The organism is Limnothrix sp. FACHB-881 (assembly GCF_014698135.1).
In the GTDB taxonomy this organism is placed as follows: Bacteria; Cyanobacteriota; Cyanobacteriia; order CACIAM-69d; family CACIAM-69d; genus CACIAM-69d.
In genome coordinates this window covers 217,749-241,981 of the sequence record NZ_JACJSN010000004.1, presented here as the reverse complement: position 1 = coordinate 241,981, position 24,233 = coordinate 217,749, and the positions used below count along the sequence as shown (strand labels likewise).

Below are 24,233 nucleotides of genomic sequence, written 5' to 3'. Positions count from 1 at the left end.
CAACCTGGATTGGATGTCGCATAATGGCTTGATCCGCTTCTGCGTCCACGAGCAAGTTAGTAGCCATAGTCTTAGCGATAAGCCCTAAATCCCAGAAATGCCGAGATTATCTTATTATCCTTTTAAACAAAAATTAGCAAACTTTGATAGCCGTCCTTGCCACAAAAATTAGCAATTACTTTCTTGTTAAATTACATTAATATTTTCGATCAGAACCAAAGGGTATTTTAGGGAACTGAAACCCGAAATCGAGAAATTTATAGTGCAGATCAGAAAATTGACGAAAATCTTAAACCCAATTGAGTTTCGAGACGCATTTTATACATTCAAGAACTTTGGTTTTCATTACTCAACCATCAATTCACTAGGGGCGAAATCGCTCAAACATCGATAGGCTCAGCTAGGGCGCTCAAGCTTAATTGACCCCGCTGAAATCCCTGAAAATACTGAGCATTTTCGGTCAGATGACTCGATCATCCTCCAGACCAGCCGATCGAGTCGGCAGACCCAGCGCCCGGGTCAAACTAGCAACGCCAGGAGACGAACCAGGCAGGTTCACAAAACCGGCTCCTGACGGGGATCGCCCGATCGAACCCAGTTCCTTTCCCAAACGGACAAGATTCCGATCGTCTCTTACCTTTAATATGCCCAACCGGAGTCCCAGAAATCGCCTAGGGGACAACTCCCAAGAGACGATGATTGAGCTTAACCGTGGGGGGTGCTGAGTCGGATCAAACGGGATAGCATCAACCGATAGTCTCGCCGAACCACTTCGGTTGTTGGTCTAGGGCCAGAATCCCCACTCCTTTAGGATGGGGAAGATGTCAACCGACTCGGACTCATGCAGAATTCGGCGATCGCCCTGCCCGTGATGGGTTGCGGCACTTGGGCTTGGGGCAACCGGCTACTCTGGGGTTATGACGAAACCATGGACAGCGAGTTGCAGCAGGTGTTTAACCACTGCGTGGCGGCCGGCGTGACGCTGTTTGACACGGGCGATTCCTACGGCACGGGACGGCTGAACGGCCGCAGTGAGCAACTTTTGGGGCAGTTTGCCCGGGACTATCAGGGCCCTCAGGGCGATCGCCTCTGTTTGGCCACCAAACTCGCGGCCTATCCTTGGCGACTGACCCGGGGATCCATGGTCAGGGCCTGTGCAGCTTCAGCCAAGCGCCTGGGGCGAGTGGACTTGGCCCAACTGCACTGGTCAACGGCCAATTACGCTCCCTGGCAAGAATGGGCCCTGCTGGATGGGCTGTGCGACCTTTACGAACAAGGACTGGTGCGCGGCGTGGGCCTCTCGAACTTTGGCCCCCAGCGGTTACGACAGGTTCACCGCCGATTCCAAGAACGCGGCATCCCGATCGCCACGTTGCAAGTGCAATATTCCTTGTTGTCCACCTACCCGGTCACGGAGTTGGGACTGAAGGACACCTGCGATGAACTGGGCATCAAACTGATTGCCTACAGCCCTCTGGGGTTGGGTTTGCTCACGGGTAAATACAACCCCCAAACGACCCTCCCCAAGGGAATTCGCGGGGTGCTGTTTCGGCAACTATTACCGGGACTGCAACCCTTGCTCGATTGCCTGGGAGCGATCGCCCAAGCAAGGGCCAAAACCATCACCCAAGTGGCGCTGAATTGGTGCATCGCCAAGGGCGCTATGCCAATTCCTGGGGCCAAATCCCTGATTCAGGCCAAGGAAAACACAGGGGCGATCGGCTGGTTGCTGAATGCAGGCGAAGTGGCCGAACTCGATCGGGTGGCGGCGGGCCTCGATCGGGTGATGGTGCAAAACATTTTCCAGTCGCGATAGTGGTTGCTGCTCGATCCTCACCAGCTATTGCCCGTGAGCACAAAGGGCGACCAGTAGAACGGGTGGGCGGGTTGGTTCACCTCGCCCGATCGGGTCAGTTCCCCTTGCAAAAAGGCGACTTGGGCTTGGCGCAAGGCTTCGGCTTTGGTCAGTTTGGGGTCGGCGGCAAGGCGGCGATAGAACTCCCGCATCAGCAGGCTGGTGGAGCGATCGTTCACGTTCCACAAGCTGGCTAGGATCGCCTTGGCGCGATCGCCCCGGGTGAAGGAATAGGCCAAACTGCTGATTTCCCGACCATCGGCCCCGCTGAACCCCGTTTCGTCCGGGTCGCCGCCCAAGGCCGTTTCGCAGGCTGACAGCACCACCAAATGCACGTTGCCCAAGCCGCGCAGGGTTTCGACTTCTGGCAACAACAGCTCGTTGTTTCCCTGACCCAACAACAGCGCTGAATTGGCTGCATTGGTTGGGCTGAAGCGGCCGTGGGTGGCCAGGTGCAGAATCCGGTTGTTGAATAGGCTGGCTTGCAGGTGATCGCGCGTGAAGCCGTCATTTAAGTAGCTGGAGCCGGGATAGAAACCACCTTGGGGATCGGGGCGATCGACTTCTCGGACGATCGCATCGACTTCATCAGCCACATAGGGCAGGGGCTTAAAATCGCCATTGCCCGTGGTGCGTCCAAAGGCGGCGATCCGGCTTTGGTCGGGTGGTTTGAGCCGATCGGTTTTATTCAAATCGCCCAGGGTGACGAAGTTGGCGACGCTGTATTTTTCGATTAAGTAGCTGTCGCCATCGTGCAAGGCGGCCATGGGGATGTAGCGCAATTCCCGATCGAGCCGAAAAATCAAATGTTTAATGTCGTTGGCTTTCAGTTCAGATTCGAGGGGTTTAATCACCCAGTCATAGAGTTTTCGGCCTAGTTGTTTGGTGGTGTTGGGGTCGGTGTCTGCTGACGACAAGGCGCGGCGGAATTCAAACACCGTTTTCTGAAAATCACTGGGCAACATCACCTCGCGAAAGTTGGCGACTTCGCCTTGGGTTGTCCACAACACCCACAGGCGGCCGCGTTTGTCGGGGGTTTCGCTGGGGCGCTGCACGATCGTTTGAATCACGATCGTGCCCGGCTGTTGGTTCACCACTTCGGCCGCGGCGGTTCGCAGTTCTTCGGGGTCTTGGATGCCGCGTTCTTTACGTTGGCGAACTTGTTCAGCAACTTGGGCTACGGCCTGTTGAAATTCCTGGGTGAGTTTGTCGTATTGCTGTTGCAAGTCGTTGCAATTGCTGGTGCAGGCGGCTAATTTTTGGGCGAAGTCAATGATTCCATTGTGTTTATCCAGAATGGCTTTTTCGCCATCCGTGAAGCTGATTGTTCCCAGTTCGCTGACGGTGGCTCTTGTGCCTTGGTTGTAGTTACTGAGTTCTTGGATCACCAACAAATCGAGGACGCGCTCGGCTTCTGCAAATCGCCCTTGATTAATCAATAAATTAGCGAGTTCTCGATAAGTGCCAGCTTCTTTTTCGGTATAGGACTTTTGTTGTTCTGGGCTGAGAGTGCGGTTATCTTTACGAATGGCTTCGTAAACAGCAACAGATTGCTTAAATAGGGCGATCGCGGCGATCAGTTCTTGTTGGGCTGCGAGCATAAAACCAATGTTGTTGAGAGTTCTGCCTTCTCCTGCGCGATCTCCCACTTCTTTGAGAATCGCCAGTGCTTGGCGGTACTGCTCCAGCGCCTGCGGGTATTGACCCAAACTTTGGTGAACTGCGCCGATGTTGTTGAGGGTTTTGCCTACACCTGCGCGATCGCCTACTTCCCGGCGAATCGCTAGTGCTCGGCGGAACTGCTCCAGCGCTTGCGAGTATTGACCCAAATTGACGTAAATCGCACCGATGTTATTGAGGGTTGTGCCTTCGCCTGCAAGATCACCCACTTCTTTACGAATTGCCAGTGCTTGGCGGTAATACTCCAGTGCTTGCGGGTATTGACCCAAACTGTTGTAAACCAAGCCAATGTTATTGAGGGTTGCGCCTTCACCTGTGCGATCGCCCACTTCTTGTTGGATTGCTAGTGCTTGGCGGAACTGCTCCAGCGCTTGCGGGTATTGACCCAAATTGTCGTAAACCGCGCCGATGTTGCTGAGGGTTGTGCCTTCGCCTGCTTGATCGCCCACTTCTTGTTGGATTGCTAGTGCTTGGCGGTAATGTTCCAGCGCTTGTGGGTATTGACCCAAATTGCTGTAAACCGCGCCGATGTTGGTGAGGGTTGTGCCTTCGGTTGCGCGATTGCCCACTTCCTTGTGAATCACCAAGGCTTGGCGGAACTGCTCCAGTGCTTGCGGGTATTGACCCAAATTGTCGTAAACCGCGCCGATGTTGGTGAGGGTTGTGCCTTCGCCAGCACGATTGCCCACTTCTTTGCGAATCGCTAGGGCTTGGCGGTAATGTTCCAGCGCTTGCAGGTATTGACCCAAATTGTTGTAAACCAAGCCGATGTTGTTGAGGGTTGTGCCTTCACCAGCTTGATCGCCCATTTCTTTGCGAATCGCCAGCGCTTGGCGGAACTGCTCCAGCGCTTGCAGGTATTGACCCAAATTGTTATAAACCAAGCCGATGTTGTTGAGGGTTGTGCCTTCGGTTGCGCGATCACCCACTTCTTTGCAAATCGCCAGTGCTTGGCGGTAATGCTCTAGGGCTTGCGGGTATTGACCCCAGCTTTGGTAAACCAAGCCAAGGTTGTTGAGGGTTTTACCTTCGCCCGCGCGATCGCCCACTTCCTTAAGAATTGCCAGCGCTTGGCGGTAATGCTCCAGCGCTTGCGAGTATTGACCCAAACTCTGGTAAACCGTGCCGATGTTGGTGAGGGTTGCGCCTTCACCCGCGCGATCTTGCGCTAGTCGATAAAGTTCATAGGCTTTTTGAAATAGCGGTAAAGCCTCTCGATTCTGACCGCGGACTTGTAATTGTCGAGCGGCTAAGTTCAATCGACTCGCTTCAACTCGCCACTCATCTGCTTGTGTTGCCACTCTCCAAATCAGTTCATATTTTCCAAGCTGGTTGGAGACAGCCGAACTGACTGCAATGAAATACTGACCTGTTTTCGGCAACTCAAAAACTAGCAATGAGTTAGTGCCATCAGAACCATTGTTATTGGTTGCTAGCCTCTTGGGGGTCGAGTCTAATAAAGCAATAAAAGTATCAAGATCCTTACTTCTTGCCTCAATTGCTACTTTTTCACCTGCCTGGCCAGAAAACTGATACAGATCAACAAACTTGTCTCCAATTTTTTCATCTGTGACTGTCAGCTCCCCTTGAACCGTCCGCGACTCCAGCGCCCCCACCGGACAAGCCCACAACCACACCCCCAACGCCCCCACCAATCCCCACCGCTTCATCATCGCTTTGCCTCTCACAATCAACCAAAAGTATTCATAGAACCCAAATCAAGTAGAAATGTGCCAATTTTCCAGCTTTAAAGGAAATGCTTCTTGAATTCTCAGAAAATCACGATCACCAGAAACCACAGTGAAATCGTGTTGTATCGCTGTAGCAGCAATCCATAGATCATTTTCGCCAACTCCCAAACTTTCTAATCTAGTCCGCCTCCGCTTGGAGCGATCCTTTGGCCCAAAACACTCAAAAATAGCAGCTTTCAATTTTCCATAAACTCGACTTGTAACACTATCGACAGGATAAACATCTAAGTCATCAATCAGATCTTCAACAACCGAAAGATTATCGACAGGATTTGCAGAATTTTCCGCCATGTAAATCAATTCACCTTCGGTAATCACAGAAATACCAATACTCTCAACACCAACCAACTCAATCTGATCGACTACAGAACGATCATTCGCCAAAATATAGCTACAGTGATTCGTATCAAGGAGATAAGTCAAAATTCTGCCTCCCCTCGATTGCTGTGAACTAAATCTAGACAATCCAACAAATCGTCGCCCACCCATTTCCCCGCATGACGCAATGGTGACTTTCCTGATCTAGGTCGATAAAATCCCCCCGATGCCAACGCCGTTTGGCGACGCAAATAATCCACCTTCAAAAACTGAATCAGCGCTAACGCCTGCACCACCAAACCGTTAGGCAAATCACCCACTTCTGCAATCAACCGCTCTCGAACTGTCATTAGCTCACTCCACATTTAAAGAACACCCAACCCCAACGCCACTCACCCCAACGCATCCGGATCAACACCCAATTCCCGTAACTTATCCGCAAGTTGCTGACGCTTGGCTTGCCTCGCTGGCCGGCGCAGACATAGGCATCCTCCGCAAATGCTGCTCACTCCCAGTCTAGCCACGGCGATCACTGCGATTGGTTGCAAGGCGTGGTTGCGCGATCGCGGAGGTATTCAGTCACCATATCGATCGCTTCCACTTGGTTGGTTTCTGATAGCCCTTGATAGATCGATCGCGCCTCCGTGAGCGCCCTCATCGCTTCGGGATGGTCGTTAATCACCGTCGAAGCCTTCGCCAACATGATCAACGCCTCAGCCCGCGCCGCAGACGGCGATCGCCCCGTTGCCGCCAAGGCCCGCCGCGCCATCCATTGCGCCTCAGTGCCCCGGTTCAGATGCAAATAGGCCAACGCCAAGCGCATATGCGCCGTGGGATTTTTGGTGTCGGCTTCCGGCGACAGTTCCTGCACCACCGTCCACCACAGCTCCGGATCGCCCTCCGCCCGACTGACCGACAGGGCCAAATCCACCCGGGCCCAGCGCTGGCTATCGGGCATCAAGGTGCGATCGCCCGTAATTTCCGCCCAATCGCGCGCAAAAGTTGGGGCCCACTCATTGGGCAGGGGCAAAACGTGATTCAAGGTGTAGGTGCTGATGGGCTGATTGTTCGCGCCGATCGCCGTTACCCGCAAGCCATAGCGCCGACCGGTTAAGCGGGGGCCGCCATAGCTCAGTTGCGTGGCGGCCGTGCTGGTTTGCCAAATCACCACCTCGCGATCGCGATCGACCCATTCCACCCGATAGCGGCGGGCATTGTCCACCCTGGGCCAGGAAAACAACTCCAGCCGGGGCAGAAAGTAGGTTTTGGGGACAAACTCACAAGTTGCGATCGCCAACAAGTCCGAGTCGCCGTCGCGAGTGCCCGTTCTCGGGCTAATGGTAATGGTGTCGGAGGGGTTGCAGATCTCCGTCACCGATCGCGACTGGCGCACCTCATCCCAGCGCACCAAGCCCTGCGGACAGCGCACATTGGCCCAACTGCGCCGCCCTTGGAGCCGCAACTGATCGGTCGCGTCCAACCGTCGCCCGGTTTGGCGCGTGAGTCGCTGTTCTCGCTGCCCCGATCGCATCAATCTCACATCCCCTTGCCAACTCTCAAGGCTGTAGCTGGTTTGGGCGATCGCGGGATGGCCTGGGGCAATCGCGGCGATCGCACTCAGCAGGCAACCGGTCAGCAACAACAGGCGAGGTCGAATCATGGTTGTGAGCTAGTACGCAGAATTGGCAGGATTAGAAGACTTCGGCGGCTTGGCATTGGGCTGGTCGAGGCGATCGCCCGCTTGCCCTTGCCAGGCATCCCCTTCCGGTGTGCCCAGTTGGGCCGCGTCGTTGGCGCACCGTTCCCAGTGGGGCAAGGCCGATCGATAGTCCTGCAACCCATCCAAGGTTTTGGCCATCAGGCAATGGGCCGCGGCGGCGCGATCGGAGCGGTTGATGAAAGGTTCTAGGGCGATCGCCTTTTCCAGCCACGATTCCGCCTCCTCGTAGCGCCCCCGGGCAAACCGGGCCCAGCCGAGATTTTTATAGAGACCGTAAAGCCCATCGTCCAAGGCAGGATCCTTGGGCATGGGTGCGCTAGCCCGCACCGCCAACTGCGCAATCACCGCCGCCTGTTCCGGGTCTTTTTTCAACAGATACAGCCGCGACAGGTTACTAGACGCTTGCAAATAAAATTGCCAATCTTCCGAGCTGGCGGTTTTCTCCGGCGGGTTTTTCAGGACTAATCGATAGTGCTGTTGGGCTTGTTCCGGTTCGCTGACTTCATCGGCCAACCGCCCCGCCAGGTAACGCGCCTCGATCGCCTCAGGTTGAAACAGCAACGCCCGCTCATAACATTCCCCCGCCGTGGCCAAGCGGTTGTCTTTGTAGGCTTTTTCGCCCCAGCGGGTGTATTGTTCCGCCAGCAACGGAAATCCCACCTGACGCACCGCAATCAGCAACCCCAACAGTGCCAAGGAACCCAAGCAGCCCGCCTCTTGCCAATAGCGATCGCCGATGCCATAGCGAATGAGCTGCCGTTTCAGCCAGGTTTGGCCCGTTTCCGTGACCAGGGTGCGGCCCGTGACCAGGGCGATCGCGCTTTGCCCTGCGACGGCCAACGAGCCAAACAAATCCACCCCCGGCACAAAAAACTTGGCGGCAATATCCACAATCAAGCCCGTCGAGCCGGTCAAAAAGACCGCACTCAGCACGTTGGCAAATGGGTCGAACCGCTCCCACCGCTGGGAACTGGGGATGAGCGATCGCGCATACACCAGGCGATCGACCTCGGCTTGGCGATCGGCGGGGGCTGACTCCAACGCGACCAGAAGCCGATCGCTCCAGCCGCGCAATTGGAGATCCAACCACCACAATTGCCGCCCCAGTGCCGGAGTGAGCAGATCGGGAGTCTGGGCCAGTTCCGCCGCCACCCGATCGCGCAATTCCAGCAGTTCGATCGCTTCCTCTGGGGTCAACGGCCGGTCGATCGGCAACCGATCCAACGCGCGGCGATAGTCAGTCAACGGCGGCCAGGACTTCATGAACCAAGATTGCAGAACACCTGGCCACAATCTAGCCGCTGGTTTGGGGCGATCGCACCCCTCATCCCCACCGTGGTTCACCAGCTATTGCCCGTGAGGACGAAGGGCGACCAATAGAACGGGTGGGCGGGGTTGTCCACGTCGCCCGATCGGGTCAATTCTCCTTTCAAAAAGGCGATTTGGGATTGGCGCAGGGCTTCGGCTTTGGTCAGTTTGGGATCGGCGGCGAGGCGGCGATAGAACTCCCGCATCAGGAGGCTGGTGGAGCGATCGTTCACGTTCCACAGGCTGGCCAGGATCGCCTTTGCGCCGCCTTCGGCCGTGAAGGCGTGGGTCAGGCTGTTGATTTCCCGACCGTCGGGGCGATCGAGATCGCCTGCGGGGTCGCCACTCAGACCTGTTTGGCAAGCGGACAGCACCGCCAAGTGCAGCCCATCGAGATGCGTCAGGCTATGGATATCGGACATGGCCAACCGACCGTTATCACCCAGCAGCAAATAGGATTCCGTCATCCCGGCGGGGCTGAATTTGCCGTGGGTGGCGATGTGCAGCAAGCGGCGGCCGTAGAGGTTTTGTTGCAGCGCATCCAGGGTGAATTGTCGATCGAGATAGCCATCGCCGGGGTAGAGGCCGCTGTTGCCCTGGGCGGGATTACGGACGATCGCGGCGATTTCGTCTTTCACGTGGGGCAAGGGGCCAAAGTCGCCGTAGTTTTCGGTTTTGCCCAGGGCCAGGATGCGATCGCCCTCGGGGGTGGTGCTGCGGCGATCGGTGGTGTTGGTGGTGGCGATCGTTAGGATGTTGGCGACGGTGTAGCGTTCGATCAGGAATTGGTTGCCGTCGTGTAGGGCGGCGATCGGGATGTAGCGCAGTTCCCGATCGAGCCGAAAAATCAGGTGTTGAATTTGGTTTTGCTGTAGTTCTGATTCCAGCGGCTTAATCAACCAGTCATAGAGCTTGCGGCCCAGTTGCCGGATTTTGGCGGGGTCGCCGTCGGGGCGGCTGAGGGCATCGCGGAAGTCGCGGACGGTGTTGGCAAAGTCGAGGGAATCAATTTCGCGATCAATTTTGCCGGCCGTGTTGCCTGCCACCCACAGCAGCCATAGTTTGCCTTTTTTGTTGTCGGTTTCTTTGCCCCGTTGCACAAAGGTTTGAATCAAGATTGTGCCCGGTTGTTGTTGCACGATCGGGGCAGCTTTGCGGGCCAACAGGGTCGGATCTTCGGTGCTTTCGTCGTTGCGTTGTTTGGCTTGGCTATCGAGTTGGGCTTTTTTGATCGTTTGCAAAAATTCCTGCTTCAATGCGTCGCGTTGTTGCACCAAGCGGGCTTTGTCGGCGCAATTTGTTTTTTCGCAGTCCAGCACTTTTTGATCAAATTCGATCAAGCTGCCATGCTCTTGAATAATTTGCGATTCGAGGCGGGTGTATTCAAGTTTACCTTGGGCATTGACGGTGGCGCGAGTGCCTCGGTTGTAGTCTCGAATTTCTTGCAAGGTCAGCAAGTCCAGCACCTCTTGGGCTTCGAGCAGTCGCCCTTCGGTGAGCAGCAGGTTGGCGAGGTTGCGGTAGGTGTCAGAAACGCTGTCGGTGTAGGACTGTTGGAGGGTGCGATCGAGTCCGCGAATGTCTTGGCGAATGCTTTCGGTGACGTTGACAGACTGCTTATAAAAGGCGATCGCCGCTTCAGTTTGACCTTGTTCTTTAAATACGGAGCCCAGTCCGTTTAAAGCCTGTCTTTCAGCATAGCGACTACCAACAAATTGGGCTAAGGCTAAGGCTTGTTGATAGAACTCGATCGCCCGCTGGACTTGATCGAGGGAAAGGTAGGCACTGCCCAGATTGACCAGAGAGTAGGCTTCTCCTTGGCGATCACCAATCTCGCGGTCGATCACCAGGGATTGTTTGTGGAAGTTGATCGCCCGCTGGTATTGTCCGAGGGAATTGTAGGCATTGCCCAGATTGCCCAGGACACTGGCTTCTCCTTTGTGATCGCCGATCTCGCGATTGATTGCCAGGGATTGCTCGTGATAGTTGATCGCCCGCTGGAATTGCCCGAGGGAATTGTAGACATTGCCCAGATTGCTCAGGGAGGCGGCTTCTCCTTGGCGATCACCGATCTCGCGAGCGATCATCAGGGATTGCTCGTGATAGTTGATCGCCCGCTGGAATTGCCCGAGGGAATCGTAGACATTGCCCAGATTGCCCAGGACACTGGCTTCTCCACGTCGATCGCCGATCTCGCGATTGATTGCCAGGGATTGCTCGTGATAGTTGATCGCCCGCTGGTATTGCCCGAGGGAATTGTAGACATTGCCCAGATTGCTCAGGGGGGCGGCTTCTCCTTGGCGATCGCCGATCTCGCGATTGATTGCCAGGGATTGCTCGTACAAGTTGATCGCCCGCTGGAATTGCCCGAGGGAATCGTAGGCATTGCCCAGATTGTTCAGGGAGCTAGCTTCTCCTTGGCGATCGCCGATCTCGCGTTGGATTGCCAGGGATTGCTCGTGAAACTCGATCGCCCGCTGGACTTGCCCGAGGGAATTGTAGACATTGCCCAGATTGCTCAGGGAGGCGGCTTCTCCTTGGCGATCGCCGATTGCACTTTTGATTGCCAGGGATTGCTCGTACAAGTTGATCGCCCGCTGGAATTGCCCGAGGGAATCGTAGGCATTGCCCAGATTGCCCAGGGCGTTGGCTTCCCCTTGGCGATTGCCAATCTCGCGATTGATTGCCAGGGATTGCTCGTGAAACTCGATCGCCCGCTGGTATTGCCCGAGGGAATTGTAGACATTGCCCAGATTACTCAGGGAGGCGGCTTCTCCTTGGCGATCGCCGATCTCGCGATTGATTGCCAGGGATTGCTCGTGAAACTCGATCACCCGCTGGTATTGCCCGAGGGATTGGTAGGCAGCGCCCAGATTGCCCAGGGCGTTGGCTTCTCCTTGGCGATCGCCGATCTCGCGATTGATTGCCAGGGATTGCTCGTGAAACTCGATCGCCCGCTGGTATTGCCCGAGGGAATTGTAGACATTGCCCAGATTGCCCAGGGCGTTGGCTTCTCCTTGGCGATCGCCGATCTCGCGTTGGATTGCCAGGGATTGCTCGTGAAACTCGGTCGCCCGTTGGTATTGCCCGAGGGATTGGTAGGCAGCGCCCAGATTATCCAGGGAGTTGGCTTCTCCTTGGCGATCGCCGATCTCGCGTTTGATCGCCAGGGACTGCTCGTGAAACTCGATCGCCCGCTGGACTTGCCCGAGGGAACGGTAGGCATTGCCCAGATTGCCCAGGGAGTTGGCTTCTCCTTGGCGATCGCCGATCTCGCGTTTGATCGCCAGGGACTGCTCGTGAAACTCGATCGCCCGCTGATATTGCCCGAGGGAACGGTAGGCATTGCCCAGATTGCCCAGGGAGTTGGCTTCTCCTTGGCGATCGCCGATCTCATGCGCGATCGCCCGGTGTTGCTCGTGAAAGTTGATCGCCCGCGGGTATTGCCCGAGGGAATAGTAAGCATTGCCCAGATTGCCCAGGGAGGCGGCTTCTCCTTGGCGATCACCGATCTCGCGTTTGATCGCCAGGGATTGCTCGTAAAAGTCGATCGCCCGCTGGACTTGCCCGAGGGAAAAGTAGGCATTGCCCAGATTGACCAAAGTGCTGGCTTCTCCTTGGCGATTACCGATCTCGCGATCGATCGCTAGGGATTGCTCGTGAAACTCGATCGCCCGCTGATATTGCCCGAGGGAATTGTAGCCAAGGCCCAGATTGCCCAGGGAGTTGGCTTCTCCTTCGCGATCGCCGATCTCGCGATTGATCGCCAGGGGTTGCTCGTAAAAGTCGATCGCCCGCTGGACTTGCCCGAGGGAAAAGTAGGCATTGCCCAGATTGACCAAAGTGCTGGCTTCTCCTTGACGATTACTGATCTCGCGATCGATCGCTAGGGATTGCTCGTGAAACTCGATCGCCCGCTGATATTGCCCGAGGGAATTGTAGCCAAGGGCCAGATTGCCCAGAGCGTTGGCTTCTCCTTGGCGATCTCGAAGCGTGCGATAAATCTGCAAGGCGGCCTCCCAGGACTGGATCGCCTCACGAAATTGACTGGTTCGATACTGTTGGTTGCCTTGTTGAAACAAGCGATCGGCTTCACTTTTTTGCTGGAAGCGAGTCACCTCCGCCGCAGTAGCCGGTTGCCGGCGCAGTTGATAGGCTCCCTTCGCTCCCGGTTTATAGGACGTAGCCAACACTCGATAGCGGCCCGATTGGGGCAATGTCACTGCCAAGCGGGCATTGGTTCCCTCACCGTCATCCCGTTGCACCAGGGATTTCCCTGCTGGGTCTAGCAACACTAGATAGGTATCAAATTCCGAGCTATCCAGGGCAATGGCCACCGACTCGCCAGCCTGGCCCTCAAACTCGTAGCTGTCGTAAAAGCTGCCGTCATCTAGCTTGGCTTCTGTGCCGTCTAGGGTTCCCTCAATGGTGCGCGGCTCCACTGCCACCGCCGCGCTTGGCAGGCCCCACAGCCCCACCGCCAACAGCCAGCCCCACCGGTTCGCCATTGCCCTCGCCTCGCCTCACCAACCGCGCCACCGCCAATCTAACCTAGCCCACCCGATCGCCCCCCATCATCACGTAGCGCCAGCCTCTCCGCCGCCAAACATTCACCACCGCCCAACCCCCGATCGGATGGCCAAAGCCAGACCGAAATTAAATTGACCGGAGACGGTGCGATCGGCCTTGGCTCTGATAGAATGATTGCCCGGGTTGCCAAAAACCCAACCACCAGCCTTCGCGGGCGTAGTTTAGTGGTAAAACTACAGTCTTCCAAACTGTCGTTGCGGGTTCGATTCCCGCCGCCCGCTTTGATTCTGAGCTTAGTTTTTTGAGCTAACTAGTCTTTTGAGCTGAATGATCCTGATGGATGTTGTTGTGCCAAAACGGCTGACCGATCGGTTCGTGCCATGAAGCTTCTGTGCATCAGCAATGGCCATGGTGAAGACGCGATCGCGGTGCAAATTCTGCAAGCCTTTGCACAGTTGCCCACCCAGCCCGATCGATTCGCTTTGCCACTGGTGGGAGAAGGAAACGCCTACCGACGCGCCGGAATCCCGATTATTGGCGAAGTGAAAACCCTGCCGTCGGGCGGCTTTGTTTATATGGACGCGGGCCAACTGCTGCGAGATATGCGCGGGGGGCTGGTGGGCCTGACTTGGCAACAGTGGCGATCGGTGCGGCAGTGGGTGCAAACACACCGGGCAACCAGCAAAGAACCGCTGTTGGTGTTGGCGGTGGGTGACATTGTGCCCCTGTTGTTTGCTTGGGCCAGCGGCGCACCCTATGGCTTTGTGGGCACGGCCAAATCGGAATATTACCTGCGGGATAGTCAAGGGCAGTTTTTGGGATCCCGGCGTTGGGAGGGCTGGTCGGGTTCGGTTTATCTGCCCTGGGAACGGTGGTTGATGGGGCGATCGCGCTGTCGGGGTTTGTTTCCGCGCGACACACTGACGGCTCAGATTTTGCGGCGCTGGCTGCCCGATCGCACCTTTGACTGTGGCAATCCAATGATGGACGGCTTCACGGGAGATTTGCCCGATTGCGCTCGGCCGGAGCCGGGGTCACCCTTGCGCGTGTTGCTGTTGCCGGGGTCACGTTTTCCAGAGGTGCTGGACAATTGGCGACGCATGTTGACGGCGTTGCAAGCCTGGCCCGATTTGGCCCAACGGGTGGTGATGTTGCAGGCGGCGATCGCCCCTGGAATCGATCGTGCGCCGCTTCAGCAGGCCCTTCAGCAGGCCGGCTGGCGATCGAGTACCGGGGAACAATGGCATTGCGGGTTGGCCCAGTTGGAACTGGCTAGCGATCGGTTTTGGGATTGGGCCAAGGCGGCTCACTTTGCGATCGCCACGGCTGGCACTGCCACGGAACAGGTGGTGGGCTTGGGCAAGCCGGCCATTACGCTGTCGGGCAACGGGCCCCAATTCACCCCCGCTTTTGCGGAGGCCCAAACCCGTCTGTTGGGCCCCTCTGTCACTTGGATTCAGGAGCCAACGGAACTCCCGGGGGCGATCGAGCAATTACTTCGAGATTCAACCCAATGGCAGGCCAAAATCGACAATGGCCGGCAACGGTTGGGCCCGCCCGGAGCTGCTCGCCGCATTGCCGAGCAATTGTTGAATTTGGCATTGAATCGGGCGGGTGATCGCTAGTGGTGCGATCGAGCCGCGAATCCAAATCATTTTGTTACAATTTGCATCAGTCTGATCATTGCGTATTTGGCTCAACCGATCGCTGCTTTCTGTCCCCGCAAAACTACCGCTCGATCGCCCCTATGACTGCTGTGCTCGCCCCTCAACCATTGCATCGGGCTGCCACCACAGCCCCGGTCAAGACTCCTGAACGAACCGATCAAACCGTCCGCAAAACCTATCCAAACTATAAAGTAATTGTCTTGAATGACGACGTGAACACTTTCAATCACGTCGCCAATTGCTTGTCGAAATATATTCCAAATATGACAACCGATCGGGCTTGGAAATTAACCTATCAAATTCATAACGAAGGACAAGCCATTGTTTGGGTTGGCCCCCAAGAACAAGCAGAACTCTATCACCAACAACTGAGCCGCGAAGGACTAACCATGGCTCCCCTAGAAAGCGCCTAAATTCAGCGCCCCACGTCATGGCAAAATCCAAAAAACAACCCACCGCCGCCATTCCTGCCCCCCAAGCCAATTCCCGATCGCCCGAGCCAGACCAGTCCCCAAAAAACGCCAAAAAAGCCAAAGCCGCCCCCACTTCAGGGCGACTGGTTTGGAACCATTCCACTCATTTGGATGGGCTAATTCCGATTTTGGAAAAGCTAACCCAAGTGGCGGGCATCAGCACCATCACGCCGGCCGTGCTCTCCCATGGTCGCAGCAACAGCCCCCAATTACAGCTCAAAGTTTCCGTACCGATCCGAGGCGGCTACAAGTTAATTGCACGCAAGGGCAAAACAATTCAAGAAGTCTTTGTGATCACGGATCTCAGTGCCGAAGAACTGAAGCAGGCGATCGAACAAATTGTTACCCGTTAATACCCGTTAATGCTCGTTAATCATGAATTAATCGCGCGATCAACCCACAATTGATCACGCGACAATTTGGGTTTGGGGGTTTTAGGCTTCCGAGAGGGTGGGAGGCAAAGATCCTAGGGCGATCGGGGGTGCGTCAACCGCCGGAGCCACGGTTCGCACCTGTGCCATCAAACTCGCCATCTCCAGGGCGCTCATGGCATAGTTCCAACCCAAGTTGCTCTTAATGCCTGCCCGCTCCAAAGCCTGTTGCATCGTGTCCGTGGTGACAATGCCAAACACAACCGGCACACCGGTTTGGAAGCTGGCAGCAGCAATTCCCTTAGAAACTTCTGCGCAAACGTAATCAAAATGCGGCGTTTGGCCGCGAATCACTGCACCCAGGCAAATCACGGCATCGTAACGCTGACTGAGGGCCAATTGGCGGGCAACGGTAGGGATTTCAAAGCTACCGGGAACCCAAACATAGTCCACCTGGCGGCCTTGGGGGTCAATATCCACCCCATGGCGCTTGAGGCAATCTTGGCAACCGGCCAGTAATTTGCTGGTGATCAGGTCGTTAAAGCGGCCAATAACGATGGCAAATCGTTGTGATCCAGCGCGATCGAAACTTCCTTCAAAAACAGCCATGTTGCACTCAAAACTGGACTCAATTGGCCAAGAAACTCAATTCGCCAAGAAATTTGGCCAAAACAAATTAGGGGCAAGCGATCGCCCCCATCAACCTTGCTCTTAACCTTGCACAGCGGCTCAGGGCTACTGTTTGAATGGCTATTGGTATTGGTTTGACTTGTGGTAGCGGCTGCGATCGAACCCTAAGCCACAAAGAAGTTCAAAACGGCCACCGCAATCACCAACAGGAACCAAACACCGGAACCCAGGTACAGCAAGGGCTTGGAACGATCCCAGCTTTGGGGCAGCGCATAGGCCACTGGCACACCCACAACCAAGATCAACGACAACGCAACCAGCGCAAAAAGAACGAGTTGAAAGGCGATCGTCATAGGATTTTTCCGTATTTTCCAACACAGCGCGCTCAGGCCATGCCACCGAGCGAGCGCCCGAACGGAGATATTCTATCAAACGGATGCGTTCAGGCTCGATGGGGATTGGGCGATCGGGTCAACTTCGCCAGCCCACGGCCGACCCGCAGACAACCCCAGCCGCTTCATGGGAGTCGAGATGGATTTTTGTAAACTTTCTTAAATCTCCCGAGTCGCCAACCGTAGGATAATTGAATCGATTTTTCGCAATGATGGGTGGCAACATCTGGCTTAGAAACCAGCTTGGCCCAGCCACTCGGCCCATGATCAGACCCTGATCAGAGCATCAACGAGTCATTCATGATCCAGAGCGTCTCAGATCATCAATGACTCAAAAACGACTCAAAACCGATTTCAAGACCTAAAGGGACTGGGAAGACTATGGAAGCACTGACGGATGCGATCGGCGGCATTAACTGGTTGGTGGTGGGGCAACTGACCACGTTGGCACTTCTAGTGATTGCCGGCCCGGTGATTGTGTTTATTTTGGCCTTCCGGGGCGGCAACCTGTAGAAGCTTGCCAGCGGGGATGATCTATCCCCTCAGCTTTTTGTTGCAAAACTTGTTGCAAAAAAAAATATTGGTAGAGATGACGGAGCGGGAGCCAGTGAATGATGGCTCCCGCTTTTTATTTGGTGATTAGCTAGCTCAACCAGCGAGTAGGGCGATCGATGCTCACTACCTTGATCACTACCTTCTCGCTGAGGGGACATCCATCCTGGAACATGCTCAAACTCACGCTCAAAGTCATGATTACCCTCTTCCCAAGGGCGATCGGCTTCGTTGAGGACTCTGGACTGAGGATTCTGGGCTGAGGATTCTGGGCTGAGGATTCTGGGCTGAGGATTCTGGGCTGAGGGTTTTTCGTTGAGGATTTTTCGTTGAGGATTTTAGCCTTGTGATATTTGTACGAATATTGTACATTAATCGAAGTCGCCAATCGAAGTCACCAATCAAGGTCGCCTCCAGAGCGAACGCTATTCACCAAGCTGTCGTTACAAACTCGTCCCTCAGTGACCGTTCTCGCGGGGATGTCTGTGGGGATGTCTGTGGGGCAATCTCTGGAGCTGCCTTTGGGGATGACTGAGGATTGCTAGCAGTCTTTTTCGGCAAGTCGCAAGCAAGAAGCACTCACGATCATGCGTAGAACCCTTGACTTTGACACGGTGCGCGTCTATTTGCAGGAAATTGGGCGAATTCCCCTCCTCACCACGGAACAGGAGCGAGAACTGGGTGCGGCCATTCGGGCTTGGCAATCCCTGCGCGATCGAGATCAGCCCCAGTCTGCGCGGGCCAAGGCGATCGCCCGGCGAGGGCGGCAGGCCAAGGCGCGGCTGGTGGCGGCGAATTTGCGGCTGGTGGTGTCCATTGCCAAGCACTACACCGGTCGGGGCCTGGATTTGCTGGATCTGATTCAGGAGGGCAGCTTGGGGCTGGATCGCGCCGCTGAAAAATTTGATGAGCGCTTGGGCTACAAGTTCAGCACCTATGCCACTTGGTGGATTCGGCAGGCGGTGGCGCGGGCCTTGGCCAACCAAAGCCGGACGATTCGGCTACCGATTCAGGTGAACGATCGCCTGCGCAAGGTGCGGAAGGTGACAGCTCAACTGTCGGGGCAGTTGGGCCACCCGCCCACCACGGCGCAGGTGGCGGTGGCGATGGAGCTGACGGTTACGGAATTGCAGACGTTGCTAGCCTATGGTCGGCCGCCCAAGAGTTTGGATGCGCCGCTGACGAATCATTGCGATTCTGACCATGCGATCGACCTGATTCCCGATGCCAGTGTGAATCTGGATCATGTGTTGGATGCGGTGGACGATCGCGCCGCTTTGGTGACCCTACTGGGCCTGTTGGATCAACGGGAGCGACTGGTGGTGATGCGGCGGTTTGGCTTAATTCAAGGGGATGCCCGATTGGCGGCGATCGGGGCAGATTTGAACCTCACCCGGGAACGGATTCGCCAAATTGAACGGACTGCCCTTTCCAAGATGCGAGCTGCCGCCGCCACGATGCTGCCCTAGGGGATACGCGGGATCTGGTGTTGGATAGGCCGTCGATTTAGTCGATTCAGTAGCAAGGGCTGGATTTACCAGTCGATCGATTCGCTGGGGATCGATTCGCTTGATTTGCTGGATTGGCCTGATTTGCTGGATTGGCCTGATTGGATCGATCGACTAGGGGCGAAAGCGATTGCGGCAGGCCCGCGCCAGTTGCGTCAAGTTGCCCGCCGCTTCGCCCTTGGGTCGCAGGTAATCCTGAAGCCAACGACAACTGCGATCGAGCAAGTTTTCCAAGTCCAAATCGCGAATCACCAACTGCTGATCAAACCCCCCAGATACCAACAGCTTGCCATCGGGGCTGAACCGCACGCCGCCCACGCCGGATTTGTGCTCCCGAAAAACCTTGATCATCTTGCCATCCAGACTCCAAAGGGTCACGGAACCATCCCAACTGGCGGCGGCCAAAAACTGACCATTGGGGCTAAACCGCACGCTGTTGACCGCATCCCCATGACCCAACACTTGCAGCAGGGAACCGTTGGCACTCCACAGGCGGACGGTGCTATCGTCCCCGGCAGAAGCGATGTAACGCCCATCGGGACTGAAGGTGACATCATTCACAAAGCTGCTGTGGCCCGCGAGGGTGCGGATGGGTTCCCCTTGCAACGTCCAAAGCCGAATCAGGGCATCATCTCCACCCGTGGCCAGGATGCGACCATCGGGACTGAAGGTGATGCTATTGAGTCGTTTGGCGCGATCGTCGCTGGAGGTGAGCTTGAAGGCGGCCACCTGTTTGCCGTCCGGTTGCCACAAGTAACCGCGACCACTGCGATAGGTGGCGGCGATCAGTTTGCCATCGGGACTGAAGGCCACGCTGGAAATGTTGTTGGATTCGATCGGGTTGTTCCGCAGCACCAGTTCATCGGCAAAGACCCGTTGCAGTTGGCCCGATCGCGACCAAAGCCGCACCCGCCCATCGTTGCTGCCCACCAAAACCCAACGGCTGTCGGGGCTGAAGGCGGCCACTCGCACCCCACCGCCGGGATCCTGGAAGTGGGTGGGGCGATAGGTGTTGCGATCCCACAGTTTCACCTGTTGATCGCGGCTGGCGGACAGGATGGTTTGCCCATCGCGGCTGATGTCTACGCCATAGATGCGATCGGTGTGGGCCGTGATTTGAGTGATTGATTCCGGCTGCAAACGCCAAAACCGAACGGTGCGATCGTAGCTGCTGGTGACCAGGGTAGACCCATCGGGACTGAAGGCCACACTGGTGACCCGATCGGTGTGGCCAGCAAAGTTTTGTTCTAGGTTGCCCCAAAACGTCCAGTATTTAATGGTTTTGTCTTCACTGGTGGAAGCCAAATAGCGCCCATCGGGACTGAAGGCCACGCTTAAGACACCATCCCGGTGTCCCGATAACATGCGCACGGGTTTGCCCGATCGAGTCCAAATGCGGATGGTTTTGTCCAGGCTGGCGGAGGCGAGGAATTGACCATCGGGGCTGAAGGTCACATTCATGACGCTGTTGCCATGGCCGCGAAGGGTGGCGAGTTCTTGGCCATCCAGGTTCCAAAGCTTGATGGTGCGATCGTCACTGGCCGTGGCGATCAGTTGCCCATCGGGGCTGAAGCTGGCCCATTGCACGGGGCCGCCGTGGGTGGTCAGTTGGCGCACCACCTGGCCCTGAAGGTTCCACAGACGCACGGTGCGATCGTCGCTGGCCGTGGCGATCAGTTGCCCATCGGGACTGAAGGCGGCGCTGTTGATGCGGGCCGGATGTTCACCCAATTCCCGCACCAATTTGCCCGCCCTGTTCCACAGTCGCAATTTGCCAGCGGTTCCCCGCTTGCCGGTGCTGGTGGCCAAAAATTCCCCATCGGGACTGAACACCACGTTGGTCACGGCCCCTTCATGGTTCAGCACGATCGGTCGCCCTTGGTTGTCCGCCAGGGGTTCTCCGCTGCGCTGCCACAACCGCACGGTGCGATCGCTACTGGCCGTGGCCAGAAATTGCCCATCGGGACTGAAACTCACGTCCCAAACTATTTCCACATGGCCCAAGCGCCCTTCAATGCGGTTCACCTCCCGCACATGCTTGAGGGCCTGCTGCAAACTGGCTCCCACCTTCAGCTCCGTGGCCAAGCGGGCGTTGGGTTTGGCCCACAGCAGCCATTGACGTTGGCTCCGTTGCTGCCAGGCCTGAAGACCCGAGAGCAGGGCCTCAAAGGGCTGGTTGGAACCAATCAGGGCCTCCGAAACGGCGGTGCTGGCATCAATTTGGGCGCTGATTTCATCGGCCCCCAACAACACCGCAAAACTGGAGGACGACAAAAACAAAATTCCGAGCACTGCGCCAGCAGCATAGAGTTCCTGAATTCGTTTTTTGAGGATGGCGTTCAGTTGGGACTGGGTGAGACGATAGCGGGCCCGTTCGTCGGCTTGGCGCTGCTGGCGAATGAAGGTGACGAGGTAGTCATGCACCAGTTGATAGAAGTCGGCGGTGGACTCCCGGAACATGACCACCAAACCGGCTCCGGACAAAATGTTCAACACCAGTTCCAGTTGCCCATCGCTGGCTCCCAGTTCAACGGCTAGCTCGGTGCGGGTTTTGAGGGGGCGAGTGCCATTTTCGGCGGTGAGCAGGAATAACACTTCGCGAGCGATGTTTTCGCCTTCGGGGCCGCAGTCGCGAATGGTGTTTTCCAAGTAGCGCTCCACGAGCACTTCTTTGGAGCCATATTCCCGCTGGTATTCGGCCAGGGTGACGATGCGATCGGCCTGGAGTTGGGCCCCCACCACTTGCAGCTCGATCGGGTTGACTTCACCGGTTTCGCGGGCCAATTCGCCCACCAGGGCATCAATCAGGTCGGGTTCCAGGCCCAGGCGCGATCGCTCCGTGAGGCTTTGGATCGTGGCACGGGCATCGGCGGGCGAAAAGTCTCCCACGTAATAGCGAACCTGGCGGGCCAACACGTTGTCGTCAATGATTGACAAGTCCGTGGCCCGTTCCCACTCCAGCAGAAAGTGCAGGTAATCTTCCCGCATGGAGATGATGAGCTTGACGTAGGGCACATTCAAGCAATCGCGCAGAAACTCAAAGAAGGGCTGGCGATCGACCACCGTGGGCCAGTGGAAAAACAATTCCTCAAACTGGTCAAAGATCAGAATGATGGCAAAGTTTTGCTGGCTCAACTGCTGAAGCCGATCGAGCAGGGCCCGCAACCGTAGCCCTTGGCTGTTGACCGATAGATCCAAACTGGGCAGGGCAATATTTGCCTCGATCGCCAGGTCGTCCCAAGTGGTGAGGGTGCGATCGTTGTCGAGACCCTTTTGGTCAGCCGCTCGATCGAGGGCATTTTCCGTGGCTGCGATCCAGTCTGTATAAACCTCGATCGTCACCGGCAACACATCCCGATCGCCCAAGGCCCGCCGATGCAACTCCGGCACCAAACCGGCTTTCAGCAGCGAACTCTTGCCCGCCCCCGAATGACCATGCACCACCGTGAGCTTCAGATCGGCCCGGGCCAAGCGAGCGATCAAATTTTCCACATCTTTTTGGCGGCCAGAGGCGGCAATTTCCGGGGCCGCCACCGGCAACACCATGCCATCGTCCACCAGGGCCGCCGGTTGCGGTTGCAGTTGGCCCGCGCCAATAAACGCCAACCAACTGCATTGGTGTTCCACGCGCCGCAGTTCTTGCTTCGTTCGGAACGCATCCAGGTAGCGGGTTTGCTGGAAATAAACCTCCCGCAACCGCGACAACAACCGCACCGTCAACTGGGGTTGCTCGAAGTTCCAAACCGTGGCCCGGGCCCGCTCCAAATGGCTGATGGCCAAACCAGAGCGCCCCAAATGCCAATTGGCTTCCCCCAACAGAAACCAAGCTTGGCTTTGGCGCAACCGCACCGCCCGCAACAGATCGGGCCCCAGGGCCGTTGGGTCATGGGCACTGGCATGGGACAGATGGTTCAAGGCCCGCTCCGCCCACTCGCAGGCCTGTTCCCAGCGGGTTTGCACCAGGGCCACTTCCGCCAAAAAGCAACAGTCCCGAGCCAACTCAGCCCGGTTCCCCGGATGATCCGGTGCGCCATGGAGCGCCGTTGCCACCTGGGCCAATTGCTCCAGCCCCAACCAGTCGTGGAGTTCTTGGAGCACTTCCCCCAATGACCCAATGAACTTGGCCGTGAGATCGGGGCGATCGAGCGCTGCGAAACAATCCGCACAGGCCTGTAGCGCTTCTCGAGCCAGTCGCCAGCGCTGGGCCCGGGCCGACTGGCTTTCCGGCAATTCCACGGGATTGCTGTTGCCCAGGGCTAAGCGTGCATGGCAAAACCCCACATAAAACCGCAACAGGCCTGAACGCACTTGGGCTTCGATCGGGGAAATGGGCAACCGGGGCAGGGCGATCGCCCCCTCTATGTTCGCAGCGGCCGGTGGCTCTGGCTCATTGGCGTTGGCGTTGGCGTTGGTATTGGCGGCCGCTGGGCGCAAGGCTTGGGCCAAAGTTTGCCAACTGTCCAACGCATTGCCAAACATCTTCAGCGCTAGCTCATAGTCCCCCCGGCCCATGGCCGTCCACCCTTCCAGGAACTCCACACTCGCCAGCAAATCCACATCCAACTGCACACCCCGTTTGGCCAAGTCCGCCCGCGCCGCCGCCAGCTCCTGCCGGTGGCGGGCCTCCGCCAAGGCCGGCGGCAGTTGATAGATTGAATAGCCCGCCGAAGCCGCAAAGGCCCGATCGAACGCCTGACTGGCCCGCTCCCGCAAAAAGTCAATCACCCCCTGCGTGTCCATCTCCAGCCGAACCGGCGTGGCGGCCCAGCTCTTGAGATCCGGAGCCACCCGCTTCAGCTTGTCCAGGCTTTCATCCGTCAGCCACAACACGATCGGGAACGGCAACTGCTTGAAGCGATCGCGCATCTGGTTCGCCAGCGCAAACACTGTATCCAGCGACTCCGCCATCTCCAGCCCCAGCACCATCACCGCCCGGGGCGGACAGGGATCCGAAATCGCCGCCACCAACGGATAGAGCGTTTTGATGGTGGGCGGAACCACCAGGCAAGTCACCCGATCGAACGGCTGTCCCTCTCCCGAGCGATCGGCCACCCAATCCAACACACTCTGACGCAAGCGCTCATAACTACAACGCACCAACACCAGAGAAAACTGACCCTCTGACAACACAATTGCCCGCTCTAAAGTTCGCAGGGCCCGCTCATTCGCTTGAGCAGTTTCTTGATCCATTACCAACTGCACTCCCTGCGGTTGCAAACCAGTCGCAAACGGCTTGACCTCCGACAATCGCTCCATAACCTCTGCACCCTTTCCATCTCTCCGCCAACAGCCCTTGCATCCCCCTTTCCCCCCTCAAACTCCGTCATAATTATTACCAGCATGGCAACAACAGAATCGGCAATCAACGCCACCAAGTCAGATCCTGCACTGGCCCTTCAGGTTTCCCATAAATGCCTCACGGCCAAGCCCTTGGAGCGCCTGGAATTCAGTTCGATTTCCAAGCATAAGTTGAAGACC

Annotated in this window: 15 protein-coding genes, 1 tRNA gene and 1 pseudogene; 7 read left to right on the top strand and 10 right to left on the bottom strand. The window is 56.7% G+C overall.

Annotated elements, in window-relative coordinates:
* The first annotated feature begins 841 nt into the window (after window positions 1-841).
* Complete coding sequence (locus H6G52_RS06260) at window positions 842-1,816, top strand: aldo/keto reductase (protein ID WP_190527132.1); 975 nt, start codon at window positions 842-844, stop codon at window positions 1,814-1,816.
* A gap of 17 nt (window positions 1,817-1,833) precedes the next feature.
* Here the strand turns inward: H6G52_RS06260 and H6G52_RS06255 are convergent, their stop codons facing one another.
* The 7 genes and pseudogenes from H6G52_RS06255 to H6G52_RS06230 form a co-directional block, all read right to left on the bottom strand.
* Window positions 1,834-4,836, bottom strand: a complete 3,003-nt coding sequence (locus H6G52_RS06255; RefSeq protein WP_370567678.1) for a tetratricopeptide repeat protein — start codon at window positions 4,834-4,836, stop codon at window positions 1,834-1,836.
* Between the two features lie 54 nt (window positions 4,837-4,890).
* Window positions 4,891-5,205: pseudogene (locus tag H6G52_RS19030) on the bottom strand (PPC domain-containing protein); the annotation flags it as partial.
* Between the two features lie 48 nt (window positions 5,206-5,253).
* Window positions 5,254-5,709, bottom strand: a complete 456-nt coding sequence (locus tag H6G52_RS06250) for a type II toxin-antitoxin system VapC family toxin (protein ID WP_199312197.1) — start codon at window positions 5,707-5,709, stop codon at window positions 5,254-5,256.
* The gene (locus tag H6G52_RS06245; protein WP_190527126.1) at window positions 5,706-5,954 is read right to left on the bottom strand and encodes a hypothetical protein; all 249 of its coding nucleotides are present in this window, start codon (window positions 5,952-5,954) and stop codon (window positions 5,706-5,708) included. Before H6G52_RS06245 ends, H6G52_RS06250 begins: the two co-directional genes overlap by 4 nt.
* 179 nt (window positions 5,955-6,133) lie before the next feature.
* Window positions 6,134-7,264: a tetratricopeptide repeat protein gene (locus tag H6G52_RS06240; RefSeq protein ID WP_190527123.1), complete on the bottom strand. Its 1,131-nt coding sequence runs from the start codon at window positions 7,262-7,264 to the stop codon at window positions 6,134-6,136.
* Window positions 7,265-7,273: 9 nt separating this feature from the next.
* Entirely contained in the window at window positions 7,274-8,587 is a 1,314-nt protein-coding gene (locus tag H6G52_RS06235) for a tetratricopeptide repeat protein (RefSeq protein ID WP_190527121.1), read from the bottom strand.
* Window positions 8,588-8,664: 77 nt separating this feature from the next.
* Window positions 8,665-13,140 carry a tetratricopeptide repeat protein gene (locus tag H6G52_RS06230; protein WP_190527120.1) on the bottom strand — a complete coding sequence of 1,492 codons (4,476 nt, stop codon included), beginning with the start codon at window positions 13,138-13,140 and terminating at the stop codon, window positions 8,665-8,667.
* A 232-nt stretch (window positions 13,141-13,372) separates the two neighbouring features.
* Here H6G52_RS06230 and H6G52_RS06225 point away from each other — a divergent pair.
* The 4 genes from H6G52_RS06225 (at window position 13,373) to H6G52_RS06210 (ending at window position 15,655) form a co-directional block, all read left to right on the top strand.
* Window positions 13,373-13,443, top strand: a tRNA-Gly gene (locus H6G52_RS06225).
* Between the two features lie 99 nt (window positions 13,444-13,542).
* Window positions 13,543-14,787 (top strand): lipid-A-disaccharide synthase-related protein, encoded by a 1,245-nt coding sequence (locus H6G52_RS06220; RefSeq protein ID WP_190527118.1) that lies wholly within the window; start codon window positions 13,543-13,545, stop codon window positions 14,785-14,787.
* Window positions 14,788-14,909: 122 nt separating this feature from the next.
* Window positions 14,910-15,242, top strand: coding sequence for an ATP-dependent Clp protease adapter ClpS (clpS, locus tag H6G52_RS06215; protein WP_099532939.1), 333 nt, complete (start codon window positions 14,910-14,912; stop codon window positions 15,240-15,242).
* 143 nt (window positions 15,243-15,385) lie between these two features.
* Complete coding sequence (locus H6G52_RS06210) at window positions 15,386-15,655, top strand: DUF2103 domain-containing protein (protein ID WP_234406825.1); 270 nt, start codon at window positions 15,386-15,388, stop codon at window positions 15,653-15,655.
* An 81-nt stretch (window positions 15,656-15,736) separates the two neighbouring features.
* Here the strand turns inward: H6G52_RS06210 and ribH are convergent, their stop codons facing one another.
* Together ribH and psbZ are read right to left on the bottom strand one after the other, a co-directional pair.
* Complete coding sequence (gene ribH, locus H6G52_RS06205; RefSeq protein WP_099532930.1) at window positions 15,737-16,282, bottom strand: 6,7-dimethyl-8-ribityllumazine synthase; 546 nt, start codon at window positions 16,280-16,282, stop codon at window positions 15,737-15,739.
* A gap of 185 nt (window positions 16,283-16,467) precedes the next feature.
* On the bottom strand, window positions 16,468-16,656 hold the full coding sequence (gene psbZ, locus H6G52_RS06200) for a photosystem II reaction center protein PsbZ (RefSeq protein WP_190355283.1): 189 nt from the start codon (window positions 16,654-16,656) through the stop codon (window positions 16,468-16,470).
* 420 nt (window positions 16,657-17,076) lie between these two features.
* Between psbZ and psb30 the strand changes: the two genes are divergently transcribed.
* The gene (gene psb30 / locus H6G52_RS06195; protein WP_099532928.1) at window positions 17,077-17,208 is read left to right on the top strand and encodes a photosystem II reaction center protein Ycf12/Psb30; all 132 of its coding nucleotides are present in this window, start codon (window positions 17,077-17,079) and stop codon (window positions 17,206-17,208) included.
* 626 nt (window positions 17,209-17,834) lie between these two features.
* Window positions 17,835-18,716, top strand: a complete 882-nt coding sequence (locus H6G52_RS06190) for an RNA polymerase sigma factor RpoD/SigA (RefSeq protein ID WP_190527190.1) — start codon at window positions 17,835-17,837, stop codon at window positions 18,714-18,716.
* 153 nt (window positions 18,717-18,869) lie between these two features.
* Here H6G52_RS06190 and H6G52_RS06185 read toward each other — a convergent pair whose 3' ends face one another.
* Entirely contained in the window at window positions 18,870-24,011 is a 5,142-nt protein-coding gene (locus H6G52_RS06185; protein ID WP_190527114.1) for a WD40 repeat domain-containing protein, read from the bottom strand.
* Window positions 24,012-24,233: the final 222 nt, after the last annotated feature.

Excerpts from the sequence above, each read along its gene's own strand:
- H6G52_RS06260 (WP_190527132.1), top strand. The coding sequence starts at position 842 with ATGCAGAATTCGGCGATCGCCCTGCCCGTGATGGGTTGCGGCACTTGG.
- H6G52_RS06245 (WP_190527126.1), bottom strand. The coding sequence starts at position 5,954 with ATGACAGTTCGAGAGCGGTTGATTGCAGAAGTGGGTGATTTGCCTAAC.
- H6G52_RS06240 (WP_190527123.1), bottom strand. The coding sequence starts at position 7,264 with ATGATTCGACCTCGCCTGTTGTTGCTGACCGGTTGCCTGCTGAGTGCG.
- H6G52_RS06235 (WP_190527121.1), bottom strand. The coding sequence starts at position 8,587 with ATGAAGTCCTGGCCGCCGTTGACTGACTATCGCCGCGCGTTGGATCGG.
- H6G52_RS06230 (WP_190527120.1), bottom strand. The coding sequence starts at position 13,140 with ATGGCGAACCGGTGGGGCTGGCTGTTGGCGGTGGGGCTGTGGGGCCTG.
- H6G52_RS06220 (WP_190527118.1), top strand. The coding sequence starts at position 13,543 with ATGAAGCTTCTGTGCATCAGCAATGGCCATGGTGAAGACGCGATCGCG.
- clpS (WP_099532939.1), top strand. The coding sequence starts at position 14,910 with ATGACTGCTGTGCTCGCCCCTCAACCATTGCATCGGGCTGCCACCACA.
- ribH (WP_099532930.1), bottom strand. The coding sequence starts at position 16,282 with ATGGCTGTTTTTGAAGGAAGTTTCGATCGCGCTGGATCACAACGATTT.
- psbZ (WP_190355283.1), bottom strand. The coding sequence starts at position 16,656 with ATGACGATCGCCTTTCAACTCGTTCTTTTTGCGCTGGTTGCGTTGTCG.
- psb30 (WP_099532928.1), top strand. The coding sequence starts at position 17,077 with ATGGAAGCACTGACGGATGCGATCGGCGGCATTAACTGGTTGGTGGTG.
- H6G52_RS06190 (WP_190527190.1), top strand. The coding sequence starts at position 17,835 with ATGCGTAGAACCCTTGACTTTGACACGGTGCGCGTCTATTTGCAGGAA.
- H6G52_RS06185 (WP_190527114.1), bottom strand. The coding sequence starts at position 24,011 with ATGGAGCGATTGTCGGAGGTCAAGCCGTTTGCGACTGGTTTGCAACCG.